Raw genomic sequence first — 17,141 nt, 5'->3', positions numbered from 1 at the left:
TGTCAGGCGTGTTCCTTGACTTTCGGTACGGCGTCGCTCGCGCGCAGGTCTTCGATGCCTTTGGCGTCGAATCCCAGGTCGCGCAGGATCTCTTCGGTGTGCTCGCCGAGGTCGGGTCCGCGCCGGGCAGGGACCTTGGCAACACCGTGCACCTGTATCGGACTGCTGATCGTCGTGCTGAGTTTGCCACCGGCGCCTTCGAGCGGAACGATGATATCGTTTGCCCGCAACTGCGGATCGTCGACGACCTCTAGCGGTCCGCGCACGGCGCCGAACGTGACGTGCACGCCGCTAAACACCTCATTCCAATGCGCCATGGGCTGCGCTGCGAAGACGTCGTCGAGGATGGCCGTGAGCTGTGGCATGCTCGCTATCAGCTTCGCCGGATCGGAGAACCGGTCATCCGTCAGAAGGTCCGGGCGGCCGATGGCGTTCGCGACGGCGCCCAACCTGTCGGCGGTGACGATGAGAACGAACCAGGTGCCGTCTGAGGAGCGATACACGTTGAACGCCGCATTGGCCGGATGCATGCGATCGTGCAGCCCGTAGAACTTCGCGCCGGACAAGGCGGCCTGGATCGAAACGCTCGCCGACCAGACGCCTTCGGCGAGCAGCGAGGTCGTGACATACGCCCCCTTGCCGGTGCGCTCGCGGCGGTAGAGCGCCGTGACGATCGCCGAATAGATTCCGACAGCCGTCGCATTGTCGCCGCTGCCGCCCACCGGTAAGGTCGGCGGCGCGCCAGCATCGCGCGTCATCGACAGCAGGCCGCTGCGCGCCCAGTATGACGTGATGTCGAAGCCTGGCAGATCGGCGTCTGGCCCCTTTTCGCCGAAGCCGGTGAGATCCGCATAGATCAGGCGTGGATTCCACGGCACCACATCGTCGTATTCGAGCTTCAATTTCTTGCGCGCGGGGTGCGGCGTGTTGACGATCAATACGTCGGCCCATTTGACAAGCTGCTTGAGAACCTGCTGGGCGCTGGGCGATTTCAGGTTAAGCGTGATGCTGCGCTTGTTGCGGTTGGCGAGATGCCACTGGTAGGGATCATCTGCCGCCGGCTGCGGCGGGATCCTGTGCCCCTGCCTCCAGGGGTCGCCGCTCGGCGGCTCGACCTTGATGACGTCGGCGCCGAAGTCGGACAGAATCACGGCGGCGCCGGGAGCCGCAACGTAGGTCGAGAAGTCGACGACCTTCAGTCCGGAAAAGATGTTGTCGCTTGGCATTGGGTCTCTCCTAAATCGTCGTTCTGGTTCAGCGGCCCAGGAACTGCGGGGCGCGCTTTTCGAGGAAGGCGGACGTGCCCTCCTTCTTGTCCTCCGTCCCGGCGCACAGGCCGAAGTAGGACGCTTCGAGGACGAAGCCCTCGCTCTGGCTCGTATCCATTCCCTTGTTCACCGCTTCGAGCGATTGCTTGACAGCGATCGGAGCGTTCGAAGCGATCATCTTCAGGATGGCTTCCGCACGCGCGATGAGATCGGCTGCCGGTACGACCTCGTTGACAAGCCCGATGCGATAAGCCTCCTGCGCGCTGATGGTCTCTCCGGACAGAATGAGTTGGAGCGCGCGGCCCTTTCCTATCAAGCGCGGCAGCCGCTGCGTGCCGCCGCCGCCGGGAAGCAATCCCAGCTTGACCTCGGGCTGGCCGAACTTCGCATGCTCGACGGCGATGCGGATGGTGCACGCCATTGCCGTCTCGCAACCGCCGCCCAGCGCAAAGCCGTTGATTGCCGCGATCACCGGCTTGCCGAGATTCTCGACGAGATCGAGCACCTCCTGCCCGTAGCGGCTGGACCGTTCGGCGTCGATCGCACTCGCATGCGCGAGCTCGCTGATGTCGGCGCCGGCGATGAATGCCTTCTCGCCCGCGCCGGTGAGGATGAGGCCGCGCACCGCAGCGTCGTCCCGTGCAGCCTCGAAGGCCGTGCGCAAATCCTTCCAGGTTGGCGTGTTCAGGGCGTTGAGCACCTTGGGCCGGTTGATGGTCACATAGGCGATCGCACCACGCTTTTCGTAGAGCACGTTTGCGAGTGTCGGTGTTGTCGATGACATGTTGATCTCTCTTTTTGGAGGTGGCGAGCCGGCGCAAAGCGCTCCGGCGCGCTTCAGGATATTAGACGAAGGCGCTGAACCCGGTGATCGCCTTGCCGACGATCAGGTTCTGCATCTGGTAGGTGCCCTCGTAGGAATAGAGCGCCTCGGCATCAGCAAAGAAGCGCGCGACGTTGTAGTCGACGATAATGCCGTTGCCGCCGAGCACCTCTCGCGCCCAGGAGACCGTCTCACGCGCCTTGGCCGTGCAGAACGCCTTCGAAAGCGCGGCTTGCTGGTCCGTCAGCTTGCCTTCGTCGGCGAGCTGGGCCGTGCGAACCACCATGCCCTGGCAGGCGGTGATGTTGGCGAGCATCTTCGCAAGGAGGTCCTGAATGAGCTGGAACGAGGCGACCGGCTTTCCGAACTGCAATCGCTCCTGCGTGTATTTGAGCGCGTGCTCGTAGGCGCCCATCGCGCATCCCGTCGATTCCCAGCCCACGTAGTACCGCGTCCCACGCAGCACGCGCGCGGTGTCGCGGAAGGACTGGGTGCCCGATGCCAGATGATTTGCGTCCGGCACCCGGCAGTCCTTCATCGTGATTTGACCGTTCTGGACCACCTTGAGCGCCATCTTGTTCTCCATCTTCTCGACGCTGAAGCCGGGCGTGTTCTTGTTCTCGACGATGAAGCCCTTGACCTGGTTGTCGTCGACGTCTTTCGCCCAGATGATCGAGATATCGCACCAGGGCGCATTGCCGATCCACCGCTTCTGGCCGTTGAGGACCCAGGTGTCGCCCTCGCGCTTAGCGGTCGTGGTCAGGCCGCCACCCGCTCCCGAGCCGACCAGCGGCTCGGTCAGGCCGAAGCAGCCGATCTTTTCCATGCGCGCCATCGGCGGCAGCCATTTTTGTTTCTGCTCCTCCGATCCAGCGACCTGGATGGAACCCATCGCCAGGAAGTTGTGGACGCCGAAGAAGGTCGCGAATGAGGCATCGACCCGCGCCATTTCTACTCCAATGAGGCCGACCAGCAATTGATTGCCACCGGCGCAGCCGTACCCCTGGATGCCGAGGCCGCCGAGGTTCAGCTCCTTAACCAAGGGCACCAGCTCGAACGGAAACGCGTCCTCGACCCAGTACTTGTTGATGATCGGCGCGACTTTGGACTCCATGAACGTGCGCACCCTCTGATGGATCGCGCGTTCCTCGGGATTCAGGAGGTCGGCGTAGTTGTAAAAATCGCTGTTCGGCGCCGGTAGCGGCTTCGAGGTTTTAGTCAGCATTTTGGGACTCCTGTTGTCGCGGCTTGAAAGCCGATAAAGTGAGGACTTCAGCTGGATGACCGGTCGCGCTTAGGCGACCGGCTCGATCGATTTCATTTGGGCCGACTTCGCGACCTTGTTGCGCAGCTCGATCAGACCGAGCAGGACTTCGTCGCGCTCCGCCTCCAGCTCCGCGACGGTGCGCGAACCAACTTCGGCATGGACGCTGTCGATGAGCTTCTGCTGCACGTCCGGCGTCAGCACGGGTGAGCCGAGGGTCTTCCACCAGGCCGTCATCGGCTCCGAGAACTGATGGAAGAAATGCTCGATGCCGCCCGGGCCGCCGCCGAGATGATTGAGCATCAGGTTGCCCATGATTCCCCAACGCAGGCCCGGGCCCCAGGAGAGGGCGGTGTCGACGTCGGCGGCGCTCACCACGCCCTCGGCGACAAGATAGTAGACCTCGCGCGCCACTGCGGACTGCAACCGGTTGGCGACGTGGCCGGGCAGCTCCTTCTTGACGCGCACCGTCTTTTGCCCGATCGACGTGTAGAATTCCTCCGCGCGCTGGATTGTCGCTTCCGAGGTCTTCGCTCCGCCGACGATCTCGGTCAGCGGGATTAGGTGCGGCGGATTGAACGGATGGCCGATGACGCAGCGCTCGGGGTGCGCCGCGGCGCCCTTCTGGATCTCGCTCATGGTGAGCCCCGAGGAGCTCGATGCGATGATCACCTCGGGTGGCAGCAGCTCGTCGAGCTGCCCGTAGAGCTTTTGTTTGAAATCGATTCGCTCGGGCCCGTTCTCCTGGACGACGTCGATGCCGGCGACCGCCTGCGCGAGATCTGCCGTGAACTTGAGGTTCGACTGCGACGCTCCCGCCGACAGGCCCAAGCGCTTGAGCGCCGGCCAGGCCGTGTCCACGAACTTGCGCAGCGAGGCCTCTGCGTTCGGCGCGGGGTCGGTTGCGACAACCTGCAGTCCCTTGGCGAGAAACAGCGAGGTCCAGCTCGCGCCGATCACGCCGGTGCCGATGATGGCGATGCGGCGAATGGGTTTGGTGTTGGTCATGTCATGTCTCCGAATAGTGCGTCAGATTTCGGCGTAGGCGATGCCGGTGAGATTGCCCTGGGCGTAGAGGAAGTTGCGCTGGTTCTTGCCATCGAGATCGGCGGAATAGACCGAGCCAGCGAAGTCGGTGACGAACATCCGGTCGCCAGGCACGTCGAGCGCGATGCCGATGGTTTCCATCAAGTGCGTGACGACGATCTCCGGTGTCGCCTTCGTGTCGATCGGCGCGCGATTTACCGTGTTGCCGCGCGGCGGATCGCCGCGATCGGTCCAGTAGAGGACACGGTTCGCCACATCGAGCTCGAGGTCGATCGGCTCCGGCAGACGATCGAACAGCACCTCGATGTCGGAACGGTTCGTCGGGGTCTCGCCCTTCGGCGCGGAAGATGCGGCCCTGCTCGCCGTTGTCGGGGCCCTTCTGCGTCCAGTAGATTTTCTTGAACTTCGGATCGATGGTGATCCCGACGCACCACAGGTTTTGATCGTGCGCGTCGTTGTCGCCGAGACCGGTTTGGACCAGCGTCTCGACCTGCGAGCCATCGAGATTGGCACGCATCACGCGCATGCCCTCGCGGTCGCACCAGTAGAGCTTGCCGTTCTCCTTATCGAGGTGGATCTGCTTCGGCGTGTGGGTGACGCCCTGCGGGACGATGACCTTGCGATTCCCGCCGTCGAGGTCGGCGCGCTCGATGGACCCGTCGTTGAGAGGGGGGACGCCCATGTTGGTCCAATAGATGTGACCCGCCTCTACATCCACGACGATGCCGTCGGGGAGGCGGCCGTCGGTAACGATGACCTTGCGGTCGGAACCATCGGGATTCATCGAGTGAATGCGGTCACCGCTCAGTTCGAGAACGAACAGTCGGCCGGAGCGAGTGGTGCCCGATGAGGTCTTCGATTTGGTTTCTTGAAGTACGGTCATGTCTTTCCTCAGTACTACGCTCAGGGCTCGGTGGCGCGCTGGCCAACGAGGCTGTTGCGATTGGTGTGGCCGGATTGTTCGTGCTCAGTTGTTAGTCTTCGAGATCAAGCGGCGCCCTGTGCGCTCGTGGTGAACTGAACTAGGTGAGTAGGCGTAGACATTGCGGTCGACGGTTGCGATGCCGTTGCCCGCAAGGGCTGGCTCGCTGAAGCACTCTCCGCCGCGACCTGAGCGCGATGCCTCGCACATCTCCATCGAGCTGAAGCTGCAGTCGGTCATGTAGTCGGTATCCCGGCTGCAATATTCGCCGGCGCGCGCTGCGGGCAGCAGCGCAGCGAAAGCGATCGCGGCGGCCAAAGCGGCAGTAGGAATAGTCATTGCTTTCAACACGGCGGTGGTCATCTGGATCTCCTTTCACCAAGCCTGCGTTGGATGCAATTTGATCCGGATGTGCTGTGAGCGCGAGTGAAGCGCAACAAATCGTGCCAAATCGTTGCGAAGGAGCGAGCGCGCGAGTCGGTTGGCTTGAAGCTGTCTTTCTTCTCTAAACAGCACAACGCGCGGCATCGGGTGATGCCGCGCGTTGCGGAGATTGCGTACTCCTACTTCTTGTCGGGCAGAGCGTAGGCGATCAGAGAGTCGCCCGGAGGCGTCATCATGAAGTGATGGCCGCCCGCCATGATGACCACGTACTCCTTGCCATCCTGCTCGTACACGATCGGTGCAGCCTGGCCGCCGGCGGGGAGCACGTCACTCCAGACGATCTCACCGGTCTTGATGTCGATCGCCTTGATCAGATCGTCGGTCGCTGCCGAGATGAAGATCAAGCCGCCTGCCGTCACCACGGAGCCGCCGTTGTTCGGCGTGCCGATCTCGAGCGGAATGAAGGTCGGCAGGCCGAACGGGCCGTTTCGCCGGGCCGAACCGAACGGGCGATCCCACAGCGTCTTACCGGTGGCGAGATCGATGGCACGGATGCCGCCGTAAGGAGGGCGCGTGCAGAGCACGCCGGTCGGCATCTGCCAGCCCGCGTTGACGAGGATGCCATAGGGCGTTCCCGTCTGTGCGCCGGCGCCTTCAGCGCTCGAGGCGCTTCCGGCTGCACGCGGATCACCGGCGGGGAACAGACCCATCGCGTCCGCGTCCTTGCGAGTGACAAGCTTGTCGTAGTTGGGCATGTCGTTGTAGTTCGCGATGATCACCCCGCGCTGAGGATCGACGGCGACGCTGCCCCAGTCCGACCCGCCGTTGTAGCCGGGATATTCGAGGTTGTGACGGTCGAGCTCCGGCGGAGTGAACGGGCCCTCATAGCGAGCACGCTTGAAGTTGATCCGGCAGATCATCTGGTCGATCGGCGAGATGCCCCACATGTCGTGCTCGACCAGGTCGGGCTTGCGCAGCGTGTGGTAACGCGAGAACGGCTGCGTTGGAGAGCGCTGGTCGGGCTCGGCGCCGCCCTGCGGGACGGCAACTTCGTCGACCTGGTGCAGCGGCTTGCCGGTGGCACGGTCGAGCACGAACATGTCGCCTTGCTTGGTCGGCAGCAAGACCGCGGGCACCTTGCCGCCGGTGGTGGGGAATTCGACCAGAGTCGGCTGAGAGCCGAGGTCGTAGTCCCACACGTCGTTATGCACGGTCTGGTACACCCAGCGCGGCTTGCCCGTCTCCACATCGAGCGCGACCAGTGCTGAGCTGTACTTCTTCTCCTCATCCGAGCGCAGCGAGGTGTAGTAGTCGCCCGCCGAATTGCCCATCGGCAAGTAGACGAGGCCGAGCTTCTCGTCACCGACAGCGGTCGTCCACATGTTCGGTGTGCCCAGCGAGTACGGCTTGCCGTCCGGCGGCAGCTTCGTCACCTCCGGCTGGTTGATGTCCCAGGCAAAGCGCAATTCACCCGTGACAGCATCGTAGCCGCGGATGACGCCCGATGCTGCCCAGCGGCGTTGACCATCGAGCACCTGATGCCCGGTCACGACGACCCCGTGCACGATGACAGGGACGCCAGTGATGGCCGCCGTGCCCGGAACGACGGGCGTGATGGCGCCATTGGCGCTATCCTTCTGCGCAAGTCCGACCTTGAGATCGGCGGCGCCGTTCTTGCCAAAATCCTGGCACGGCTGGCCCGTCTTGGCGTCCACAGCAATCAGGCGCATGTCGAGCGTTCCCTCGATGATGCGTGCCGCGCAGGCCTCGCCGGCTGCGGCCTTGGGGTTCTCATAGTATGCCACACCGCGGCAGGCCGCCGTGTAGGGCACCCAGGCCGCCGGAACCTCGGGATCGTACATCCACTCCTTCTGGCCGGTCGCCGCATTCAGCTTGAACAATTTGTTCATCGGCGTGCAGCCGTAGATCGCATTGCCGATCTTGAGCGGCGTCAATTCCGATCCGTATTTCTTCGGAATGTCGCCCGTGTGGAAGGTCCATACGCGCCTGAGGTCCTTGGCATTCGCGGGCGTGATCTGCGCAAGGTCCGAAAAGCGCTGTGCGCTCTGACCGCCGCCATAGGCGTTCCACTCACCCTTCTTGGGCGCATAGGCGGAATCCGCGAAGGGGGCGTTTGCGTGCGCCTCAGGGAGCTGGTTCGGCGCCGCCTGCTGATTGAAGATCGGGATGAGAACCGCGAGGGCCGCGACGAAGAAGCCGGAGCCCGCGAGGCCCAAATTGCGTGCGCGCCGTCCCATCGCTCGGTCGAGTACCGGAGCCACCAGGATTGCCAGCACGAGCAGGACGAAAGGTCCGACAAGCCGCGGGATCAGCTCCCAGCCAGACAGGCCGACCTCCCAAAAGCTCCACACCGCCGTGAAGACGACCGCGCCGACGTAGGTGTAGACGCCCGCGATCTTGCCCTTGATCATGAGCAGGCCCGCAGCGATCAGCATCGCGCCGGCCACAACGTAGTAGAGGCTGCCGCCGAGCGAGGCGAGGTAAGCACCGCCGCCCGCGAGAATGCAACCGAGCAGGGCGATCACGCCGCCCAGCAGCGCAGGTGTCCACGCGAGGTATTTCTGCAACTCTGATGCCCGGTCTCGAGTCGGTGCTTCCGGACCTACATGTACTGTCGAAGACATCTCGTTCTCCTTTTTGGATATCCAGTATTTCAAAAGCGACGACCCGAGCCGCTTCCGCCGCCCAGCGTTCTCACGGCGAGAGCTCGAGGCTCACCTCAGTGATCGCCGGCCTTAGTTCAGCTCGGCGCGCGCGTAAGAGTTGATTTCCAGGCCGACGGCGACCTCGACGATGCATGGAGTGGTCCACTTCATCGGCGTTACTTCCTGAGCCGGCGGGGGAAGTGGGCTCGCCGTCGAAGCTCTGAGTGCTGTAGCTGTGGGCATCTGGATCTCCTTTGTTTCACGCGTGAGTGCGTGGGTATCCATTTGACCCGCATGCGCAGAAGGCGCGAGTGAAGGGCGGCAAATCGCGCCAAATTGTTGCTAGTGAGCACGGCGTTTCGGAGGACGTTGAGCCAGGAAGATCAACGGGCGGACGGCATGTCTCGGCAGCGATCGGGTCCATCCAGTGTGAGACTGGACTACGATTTGCCCGGTCCGAATACACGACGACGAGAGATCGGCTGAACATGCAAATGAGTTCGAGTGCACTAGCGATTGAATGTGCGTGAGCGTCCCCGTCCCGGGTGTTCCAGCACGGTGCGTGTGCTCGGACCGAATCCCACTCTCCCTTTCCTGCAAGGCCCGCAGCACCGAAGGCGGCTGAAAGGCCAGCCTAGCCGCCGGTGTTGGTGCGCCTTCGTTCAGCGCGTCTCGATATGGATACATGGCTTGGAAAGCATCCGGATCGCCAAACGGCGGCTGAGCGAGAGCCGGGATCGCCGCCACGACCGAGAAGAGTGCGACTGTGGCGATGGCTTTAAATGAGGTCAGAATATTGTCGCGTACTGTTGCCATGTGGTTTCCCATTTTCTCACCCCGCCATCTTTGGCTTCCAGCTAGACCGCTTGCGCTACCGTCGCGAGTAAAGCCCGCCAAACCGCAGCAAATTGCTGCTAGGGAGCCGGCGGATTCGTGTGCGTCGGGGCCAGGCAAGGTGAACAGGCGGCTGGCATTTCTCGGGCGATGCGGTACGATTTCTGCTGAGAGGCAAAAGCAAAGCCCGGTCAGCGAAGCTCGACCCGGAAGCCCGAGCCCGGAGTTCGTCAGGTGGTGCCGCATTCGGTAAACAGTGCGTACTCAAACGGCGACCTCCAGTTCTTGTGGGAGGACAGCGAACGTATCTTCAGCCGCGACTGGCGACTGGACGATACTGGCAAACGCTGCGCGGTGCTGGTTGCTACTCCAGCCGCCGAGCATCCGTCTCGATCAAGCCTCGACCGCCTCGCGCATGAATTCGAACTTAGGGATCAGCTCGACGGGGCGTGGGCGGCGCGGCCGCTGGAGCTCATACGCGATGCTGGTCGACCCATGCTGGTGCTCGAGGACGCGGGCGGCGAGCCACTCGAGCGCTTGCTGGCTGGGCCGATGGAAGTGGGACGCTTCCTGCGCCTCGCCGTCGCTGTAACGATCGCTCTCGGCAGACTTCACCAGAGCGGGCTCGTTCACAAAGATATCAAGCCGGCCAACATCCTGCTTAAAGACGCGACCGGCGAAGTGCGGCTGACCGGGTTCGGCATCGCCTCGCGCTTCGCGCGCGAACGTCAATCGCCTCATCCTCCCGAGACGATCGCCGGCACGCTTGCCTACATGGCGCCCGAGCAGACCGGACGAATGAATCGTTCAATTGATTCCCGGAGCGACTTGTACGCTCTCGGAGTCACTTTCTACCGGATGCTCACCGGTGTTTTGCCGTTTGCCGCTGCGGAGCCGATGGAATGGGTGCACTGCCATCTCGCCAGGCGGCCGATGCCTCCGGCCGAGCGACTGAAAGAGATCCCGGTCGTGGTCTCGGCCATTGTCGTGAAACTGCTCGCGAAGAGGGCGGAAGATCGCTATCAAACGACGGCTGGTCTCGAAAGCGATCTTCGCTACTGTCAGACCGAGTGGGCAGCGCACCGCCAGATCGATGATTTTCCCCTCGGCGAACACGACACATCTGACCGCCTCCTGATCCCAGAGAAACTCTACGGGCGGCGACGCGAGGTCGACATTTTGCTCGCTGCCTTCGATCGTGTCGTTAAGGGCGGCGCGCCCGAATTGGTCCTGGTCTCGGGCTATTCCGGCATTGGCAAATCCTCGGTGGTCAACGAGCTGCAGCCGGTGCTGGTGCCGCCACGCGGCCTGTTCGCTTCCGGAAAATTCGATCAGCTCAAACGGGATGTTCCCTACGCGACGCTGGCACAGGCGCTTCAGAGCCTGGTCCGGCCGCTGCTCGGCAAGAGTGACGCCGACCTTGCGCCATGGCGTGACGCGCTGCAGGAGGCACTGGGGTCCAACACAGGACTGATGGTGGATCTCGTTCCTGAGCTGAGGGTCCTCGTCGGCGAGGCGCCGGCGGTCCCCGAACTTCCGCCTCAGGACGCGCAGCGGCGCTTCCAGATGGTGCTTCGGCAATTGATCGGTATCTTTGCGCGGCCGGAACATCCCCTGGCACTGTTCCTCGATGACTTGCAGTGGCTCGACGCAGCGACGCTCGACCTTTTGGAAGACCTGTTGAGCCGGTCCGAACTCCGTAATCTTTTCCTCGTTGGTGCTTTTCGCGATAACGAAGTCACGGCGGCACATCCGCTCATGCGCAAGCTGGAGGCGATCCGCGCAACCGGAAGAGTGCAGGACATCAAACTTGCTCCGCTCACAACCGAACATCTGGGCGAACTCGTCGCGGACACGCTCCGCTGCGACGCGGAGCAGGCCGGTTCGCTTGCAAGCCTCGTGCATGCGAAGACCGACGGCAATCCGTTCTTCGTCATCCAGTTTCTTCGCGTGCTCGCCGACGAGGAGCTGCTGGCCTTTGATCATGCGCGGGGGCGATGGTCTTGGGACATCGGCGGCATCCATGCCAAAGGGTACACGGATAATGTGGTGGAGCTTCTGGCCGGGAAGTTGACGCGGCTACCGCTCGACACGCAAGACGCGTTGCGACAGCTCGCGTGCCTCGGCAACGTTGCCGATATCGATATCCTTTCGGTCGTTCTCGGAACGGCCGAGGAACAGGTGCACGCGGCTCTCTCGGAAGCCATGCGTCAACAACTGATCGATCGCCTCGGGCGCTCGTACAAGTTCATTCACGACCGGGTCCAGGAAGCGGCCTATGCGCTGATTCCGGAAAAGTCTCGCGCGGAGTCGCATTTGACGATCGGCCGGATACTGCTGGCGAGAGCTTCACCGGAAAAGCGCGACGAGGCGATCTTCGAGATCGTCAACCAGCTCAACCGCGGCGCAACGCTGATCACGTCCCCTGAGGAACGCGAACAGCTTGCAGAGCTGAACCTGGCCGCCGGCAAGCGGGCCAAGGCGTCGTCGGCTTATGCCTCCGCGCTAACCTATCTCACCACCGGTGCGGCGCTGTTGCCGGGGGACATCTGGGAGCGCCGGCCCGACCTCGCCTTTGAACTGGAGCTGCATTCGGCCGACTGTGAAGTTTATGCAGGCGCGGCGCAGCCTGCCGACCAACGTCTGGCGGCGCTGGCACAGCGCGCGCTCAGCGCAGTCCAAGAATGCCTCGTGGCCTACCGCCGGGTGGATCTATGCGCAATGCTTGGGGCGGGCGAAAGGGCGGTGACAATTGCCCTGGAGTGTCTGCGGCATGTAGGCATCGATTGGTCAGCGCATCCCACCGAAGCGGACGCAGGTCGCGAGTACGAGCGCATTTGGTCATTGCTCGGAGATCGATCGATCGAGGATATGGTTGACCTGCCGCTGATCCAGGACCAGGAGGCGAGAGCGACGCTCGACCTGCTCAGCAGTCTCGCTCTACCGGCCATGTACACCGACAAGAACTTGCACGCACTCAGCGTCTGCGCGGCCACAAATCTAAGCCTGGAGCACGGCATCAGCGAAGCGGCGCCGTTTAACTACGTGGCAGTGGCGATGCTTGCCGGTCCCCGCTTCGGCCAATACGTTGAAGGCTATCGATTTGGAAAGTCGGCCTGCGATCTGCTGGAACGCCGCGGATTGACAGACTTTGGGGCGAAGACCTATGTCGCTTTCGCGATTGTGGTCCCGTGGACACGACCACTAAGAGAGGGCATTGAACCGTCACGTCGTGCCTTCCAGTTGGCGAAGGATCACGGCGATCCGACATATGCCTCACTTGCCTCTCGTGGTCTCAGCAGCATTCTTCTGGCGTCGGGGCATCCACTCGACCAATTCGAGCGTGAAGCTCAGGACGCATTGGCATTCGTGCAGAGGTATGGTTTCTTCCTCGACAGACTTTCCGCGCCCATTGCGCTTGCCCGGACCCTGCGCGGGAAACTCGCGAAGTTCGGTTCCCTCGATGATGGTGAATTCACGGAGCGTTCCTTCGAGGACCGCATCACAGGTCAACCTGCTCGCGCCTTTTTGGAATGTTACTACTGGATTCGGAAGCTCCAGGCGCGTTTCTTCGCCGGCGATTATGTGTCGGCCTTCGACGCAGCGGAGAAGGCAGGGACATGGTACGCAACCTCCCCAGCGTTGTCGCTCTTTCCGGCGGAGAAAGCCGAATGGCATTTCTATGCCGGCCTGTGCCGGGCCGCTTGGTGTGAGCCCTTTGGCCCCGAGCCGTACGCCAATCATCGAGACGCGCTTGGCGACCACGAGCGGGAGCTACGGGCCTGGGCGGCGAATTGTCCTGAGAATTTCGAGAATCGTGCAACGCTAGTCGCTGCCGAGATTGCCCGGATTGAGGGGCGTCCGCTCGAGGCCATGGACCTTTACGAGCGCGCCATCGTGTTGGCGCGGACAAACGGTTTTGTCCACGATGAAGCGATTGCTTACGAGCTCGCGGCCCACTTTTACGAGGCGCGAGGCCTCGAGGAAATTGCGCATCTCTACCTGGGAAACGCCCGGCGCGGTTATCAGCAATGGGGCGCCGACGGAAAGGTACGACAACTTGAGCAGCTTCATCCGCGGCTAAGGCAGGACGACCGCGCGCGGGGTCAAACGGGTACGATCGAGGCACCGGTGGAACATCTCGATCTCGCGACGATGATCGAAGTCTCGCAGGCTCTTTCTGGCGAAATAGTTCTGGAAAAGCTGATCGACAAAATTATGCGTGCAGCTCTCAAACACGCCGGCGCCGAACGAGGCCTTCTGATTGTCCCGCGAGGTGATGATCTACAGATAGAGGCGGATGCGATCGCCAGTGGCGACAATGTATCCGTGCATCGGCGTGACGGTTTCTACAGTACAGCCGTCTTGCCGGAGTCGCTGGTTCGTTATGGAATGCGCACCCATGAGACGGTGATTCTCGACGATGCTTTATCTCAGCGGACATTTTCCGATCCCTATCTGCTTCAGAGTCGTGTCCGCTCCATTCTCAGCTTGCCGTTGATCAATCAGGGAAAGCTCACGGCGATTCTCTATCTTGAGAACAATCTGGCGCCGAACGTTTTCACGCCCGACCGCGTCGCTCTGTTGAAGGTCCTTGCGTCGCAGGCGGCAATCTCGATCGAAAATGCGAAGCTCTATCATGACATCGCAGATCGCGAACGGAAGATTCGGCATTTGGTTGAGGCCAACATCATCGGGATAATCATTGCTGACCGCGAACGGCGGATTGTCGAAGCGAATGACGCATTCCTACGTATGCTGGGATATGATCGTCTGGACTTTGCCTTGGGGCGCGTCAGCTTGACCGAGTTGACGCCGCCGGAATGGCGCGAAGCCGACAAACGTATCTGGGCAGAAATGATCTCGACCGGAATCGCTGAGCCCTTCGAGAAAGAATACTTCAGGAAAGACGGCAGCCGCGTCCCCGTGCTTGTTGGTGCCGCCACGATGTTTAAGGACGGAGGCAACGAAGGGCTGGCGTTCGTGCTCGATCTAACCGAGCGCAAGCGGGCGGAGGAGGCGCTGCGACGCAGCGAAGCCTATTTGGCTGAAGCCCAACGCTTGAGTCATACCAGCAGCTGGGCCTTGGATGTGCGCCGTCGAGAGTTCGTGTATTTATCGTCCGAAGCATACCGCCTTTTTGGGTTCGATCCGGAGAAGGACATAAAATCACCCCAGCCTTTCTATGATCGTATTCTTCCCGAGGACAGAGAGCGGGTCATCGAAGTGGCGCAACAGACGCTTCAAGAGAAAGCAGGTCGCGAAATCGATTTTCGCATTGCACTTCCAGATGGATCGATCAAGTACGTACATTCCGTGGGGCATCCCTTGCTCGGAACGGATGGCGAAGTAGTCGAAGTGGTTAGTACGCATATCGATGTTACTGAGCAGCACCTCGCAAACGAGAGGCTGCAAAAGGCCTTCGACGATATCAAGAAGTCAGAAGATCGCCTTCGACTGGTCGTCGACACAATTCCAGCGTTGGTCTGGCGCGCCAAGCCGGATGGGATTCCCGACTTCCTCAATCAGCCGGCCCTCGACTACACTGGCCTCAAATTGGACCAGGCCGAAACTGGCTGGCCTCGCGCCTTTCATCCGGAAGACAAGAAGGGCATGTTGCAAAAATGGACTGCAATACGGGAGTCGGGCATGCCCGGCGAGCTCGAAGCCCGACTTCGCCGATTCGATGGTGAATATCGCCGGTTTTTATTCCGCGGCGTGCCGCTGCGCGATGAGTTGGGCAATATTGTCAAATGGTACGGGTCGTCTACTGACATCGAGGATCGGACACAGGCGCTGGCGCGGTTGCAGCAGATGCAGTCGGATCTCGCGCACATGAACCGCGTGAGCGTGATGGGAGAACTGGCGGCTTCGCTCTCTCACGAGATCGCACAACCGATCGCCAGCGCGCGCAACAACGCTCGGGCGGCCCAGAATTTCATGAAGATGCAGCCGCCGGATCTGGGCGAGGTTCGGGAAGCGCTCTCCTGTGTGGTTGCGGACGCGGATCGATCCGCGGAGATCATCGATCGCATCCGAGAGCAAATCAAAAAAGCCCCGCCGCGAAAGGAGCGGTTTGATCTCAACGCTGCGATTAGGGAGGTGATCACATTGGGGCAAAGCGTGACTGTCAGGAATGGCGTTTCGGTTCAGGCTCGGCTTGCGGAGGGATTGGCTCCGGTTCTGGGGGATCGTATTCAGCTGCAACAAGTTATGTTGAATCTGATTCTGAATGCGGCTGAAGCAATGAGCTCAGTTGAAGAGGGAGCAAGGGAGCTGTTGATCAGCACCGAGCAGGACCGAGCAGGCGCCCTTGTGGGCGTACGCGATTCCGGGCCTGGCATTGATCCGGCGTATCTCGATCGGGTCTTCGATGCATTCTATACCACCAAATCCAGTGGAACGGGCATGGGATTGTCGATCTGCCGGTCAATCATCCACGCGCACGGAGGCAAGTTGTGGGTCGAAGCTAACGAGCCTCGCGGCGCCGCATTTCAGTTCACCTTGCCCGATGCCGAAACAGAGCTCACGGCTCCTCTTCAGGCGAGCCCGTGAGTGTGAGAGCTTCGCGAACGCATCGTGTGAGATGCTCTTCGTCCAGGGGCTTGCGCAGGTAACACAAGACGCCATCTTCGAGCGCGCGAGCCCGGTCAACGTCGTTGGGAAACGCCGTCACGAGTATCGTCGGAATCGCGAGGCCGGTATCGATAATGGATCGACGGAGTTCGAGTCCCGTCATGCCAGGCATATGAATGTCGGCGATCAGGCAAGCGGTTTCCGGGAGGCGTGGGGACGCGAGAAACTCGGCTGCAGACGAGAAAACATCGACCGTGTGGCCAAGCGATCTCATCAGCCTGCACATGGAGTCCCGAAAGAAACGGTCATCATCGACAACCGAAACCAATACCTTCTTCATCATGCCTCTATGGCCACTCGCAGGACCCGTCGCGCGGGTGACGTAGCAGTGCCGCAACTCCGCGTGGGATTGCTTGACTTGCATCAAGAATGACACCAATGCGACGCCGAAGCCCCGTAAACTTTGGCTTACCTCGACGACCAATTGCCAAGCCCGGCAGGCGTAGCTTTCTAATGGAAAATTGTCGCTGAACGGACTTGGTCGCGGATTATGCGTGCCGATCTCAGGTCGTGACGTAGCCATATAAGCCTTCGTATCGCCGTCCTGCCTCCCTTGGAGGGCCTGCATCGACTCGCGGTCAATTGAGGTGCTGGTGACGATCCTCCTAATGTCCATGCGTCCGGAATGCGCAGGGGCCAACAGGAGAGAACAATGCCTTACTGCATGGAAAGTCACGGCTCTCGCAGGGTCACACGATGCGCCATCTGTGATGGCAAATTCGGTCTCGTCCGACATTATTCGTGGCGAACCCAGCTTTGCTCCCAGAACTGTGTCGATCGCCTCAAGAGCCGTCGCCAAAGTGACGCCAACTGGATGGGCTGGCTCCAAATCACCTCCGATCAGCCGCTCGAAAGCCGCGTGAGGGCCTCATGACGCTTCAGATCTCACCACGAGGCAGGCAGTATTTGAAAACGGCGGAGACTTTGCTTCGCACCGCCAAAACCATGACGGATCGAGCGGTTGCGGGTCAGCTTAAGGCGCTTGCCGACGACTATGAGCGGCGAGCCACGAAGGCTTCGCGCGATGATGCAGACAAAGCGTCGGCTCGATTGGCCAATGATGTTGCACGCGCGTGGAGCGCATGAGTTGATGGGCAGTGTCGCTCATGAGCTATCGGACGAACCGTAGATGGTCGGGCAAGGTCGACCAGCGTTGGGCGGGGCCAACTGCGTCGGTCTTGCGTAAACTTTGGTGTACGCCCCGCGCGCATCCTCCGGAAAAATGGGACTGTTCAGGCTCCGGGATTAGGACTAGAAATGCGCAATCTGGTCGCGGTCCAAGATGAAGGCGAAATTT

12 protein-coding genes are annotated in these 17,141 nt (G+C 61.4%); 3 read left to right on the top strand and 9 right to left on the bottom strand.

Annotated elements, in window-relative coordinates; translation table 11 throughout:
- Positions 1 to 2: 2 nt before the first annotated feature.
- The 5 genes from EAV90_RS15130 to EAV90_RS41455 all read right to left on the bottom strand — a co-directional run bounded on the left by EAV90_RS15130 (position 3) and on the right by EAV90_RS41455 (position 4,702).
- The gene (locus tag EAV90_RS15130; RefSeq protein ID WP_129143842.1) at positions 3 to 1,226 is read right to left on the bottom strand and encodes a CaiB/BaiF CoA transferase family protein; all 1,224 of its coding nucleotides are present in this window, start codon (positions 1,224 to 1,226) and stop codon (positions 3 to 5) included.
- 28 nt (positions 1,227 to 1,254) lie between these two features.
- Positions 1,255 to 2,052: an enoyl-CoA hydratase-related protein gene (locus EAV90_RS15125; protein WP_129143841.1), complete on the bottom strand. Its 798-nt coding sequence runs from the start codon at positions 2,050 to 2,052 to the stop codon at positions 1,255 to 1,257.
- A gap of 61 nt (positions 2,053 to 2,113) precedes the next feature.
- Complete coding sequence (locus EAV90_RS15120) at positions 2,114 to 3,316, bottom strand: acyl-CoA dehydrogenase family protein (RefSeq protein WP_129143840.1); 1,203 nt, start codon at positions 3,314 to 3,316, stop codon at positions 2,114 to 2,116.
- 69 nt (positions 3,317 to 3,385) lie between these two features.
- The gene (locus EAV90_RS15115) at positions 3,386 to 4,363 is read right to left on the bottom strand and encodes a 3-hydroxyacyl-CoA dehydrogenase NAD-binding domain-containing protein (protein ID WP_129143839.1); all 978 of its coding nucleotides are present in this window, start codon (positions 4,361 to 4,363) and stop codon (positions 3,386 to 3,388) included.
- 21 nt (positions 4,364 to 4,384) lie between these two features.
- Positions 4,385 to 4,702, bottom strand: a complete 318-nt coding sequence (locus EAV90_RS41455; RefSeq protein WP_347338804.1) for a hypothetical protein — start codon at positions 4,700 to 4,702, stop codon at positions 4,385 to 4,387.
- Between the two features lie 4 nt (positions 4,703 to 4,706).
- Here EAV90_RS41455 and EAV90_RS41450 point away from each other — a divergent pair, with 4 nt between their 5' ends.
- Complete coding sequence (locus EAV90_RS41450; RefSeq protein WP_347338803.1) at positions 4,707 to 5,252, top strand: hypothetical protein; 546 nt, start codon at positions 4,707 to 4,709, stop codon at positions 5,250 to 5,252.
- A 117-nt stretch (positions 5,253 to 5,369) separates the two neighbouring features.
- On the opposite strand, the gene EAV90_RS15105 is transcribed toward EAV90_RS41450, so the two are convergent.
- The 3 genes from EAV90_RS15105 to pqqA form a co-directional block, all read right to left on the bottom strand.
- Positions 5,370 to 5,687 (bottom strand): DUF3551 domain-containing protein, encoded by a 318-nt coding sequence (locus EAV90_RS15105; RefSeq protein ID WP_129143838.1) that lies wholly within the window; start codon positions 5,685 to 5,687, stop codon positions 5,370 to 5,372.
- A gap of 200 nt (positions 5,688 to 5,887) precedes the next feature.
- Positions 5,888 to 8,296 carry a membrane-bound PQQ-dependent dehydrogenase, glucose/quinate/shikimate family gene (locus EAV90_RS15100; RefSeq protein WP_245509524.1) on the bottom strand — a complete coding sequence of 803 codons (2,409 nt, stop codon included), beginning with the start codon at positions 8,294 to 8,296 and terminating at the stop codon, positions 5,888 to 5,890.
- Positions 8,297 to 8,464: 168 nt separating this feature from the next.
- Positions 8,465 to 8,617, bottom strand: a complete 153-nt coding sequence (pqqA, locus tag EAV90_RS40575; protein WP_245509523.1) for a pyrroloquinoline quinone precursor peptide PqqA — start codon at positions 8,615 to 8,617, stop codon at positions 8,465 to 8,467.
- An 825-nt stretch (positions 8,618 to 9,442) separates the two neighbouring features.
- Between pqqA and EAV90_RS15090 the strand changes: the two genes are divergently transcribed.
- Positions 9,443 to 15,763 (top strand): AAA family ATPase, encoded by a 6,321-nt coding sequence (locus tag EAV90_RS15090; protein ID WP_129143836.1) that lies wholly within the window; start codon positions 9,443 to 9,445, stop codon positions 15,761 to 15,763.
- Here the strand turns inward: EAV90_RS15090 and EAV90_RS15085 are convergent.
- Positions 15,735 to 16,127 carry a response regulator transcription factor gene (locus tag EAV90_RS15085; protein WP_129143835.1) on the bottom strand — a complete coding sequence of 131 codons (393 nt, stop codon included), beginning with the start codon at positions 16,125 to 16,127 and terminating at the stop codon, positions 15,735 to 15,737. The genes EAV90_RS15090 and EAV90_RS15085 overlap by 29 nt on opposite strands.
- A gap of 587 nt (positions 16,128 to 16,714) precedes the next feature.
- Between EAV90_RS15085 and EAV90_RS15075 the strand changes: the two genes are divergently transcribed.
- Positions 16,715 to 16,930 carry a hypothetical protein gene (locus EAV90_RS15075; RefSeq protein WP_129143833.1) on the top strand — a complete coding sequence of 72 codons (216 nt, stop codon included), beginning with the start codon at positions 16,715 to 16,717 and terminating at the stop codon, positions 16,928 to 16,930.
- Positions 16,931 to 17,141 lie beyond the last annotated feature (211 nt).

The organism is Bradyrhizobium vignae, assembly GCF_004114425.1.
Classification (GTDB): Bacteria; Pseudomonadota; Alphaproteobacteria; order Rhizobiales; family Xanthobacteraceae; genus Bradyrhizobium; species Bradyrhizobium vignae.
The sequence above is the reverse complement of the archived record's forward strand: the minus strand, read 5'-3'. Positions and strand labels throughout refer to the sequence as shown.

What these genes read in the sequence shown, in the direction of transcription:
- EAV90_RS15075 (WP_129143833.1), top strand. Translation starts at nt 16,715, where the DNA reads ATGACGCTTCAGATCTCACCACGAGGCAGGCAGTATTTGAAAACGGCG.
- EAV90_RS15120 (WP_129143840.1), bottom strand. Translation starts at nt 3,316, where the DNA reads ATGCTGACTAAAACCTCGAAGCCGCTACCGGCGCCGAACAGCGATTTT.
- EAV90_RS15125 (WP_129143841.1), bottom strand. Translation starts at nt 2,052, where the DNA reads ATGTCATCGACAACACCGACACTCGCAAACGTGCTCTACGAAAAGCGT.
- EAV90_RS15115 (WP_129143839.1), bottom strand. Translation starts at nt 4,363, where the DNA reads ATGACCAACACCAAACCCATTCGCCGCATCGCCATCATCGGCACCGGC.
- EAV90_RS15085 (WP_129143835.1), bottom strand. Translation starts at nt 16,127, where the DNA reads ATGATGAAGAAGGTATTGGTTTCGGTTGTCGATGATGACCGTTTCTTT.
- pqqA (WP_245509523.1), bottom strand. Translation starts at nt 8,617, where the DNA reads ATGCCCACAGCTACAGCACTCAGAGCTTCGACGGCGAGCCCACTTCCC.
- EAV90_RS15130 (WP_129143842.1), bottom strand. Translation starts at nt 1,226, where the DNA reads ATGCCAAGCGACAACATCTTTTCCGGACTGAAGGTCGTCGACTTCTCG.
- EAV90_RS41450 (WP_347338803.1), top strand. Translation starts at nt 4,707, where the DNA reads ATGTCGGAACGGTTCGTCGGGGTCTCGCCCTTCGGCGCGGAAGATGCG.
- EAV90_RS15105 (WP_129143838.1), bottom strand. Translation starts at nt 5,687, where the DNA reads ATGACCACCGCCGTGTTGAAAGCAATGACTATTCCTACTGCCGCTTTG.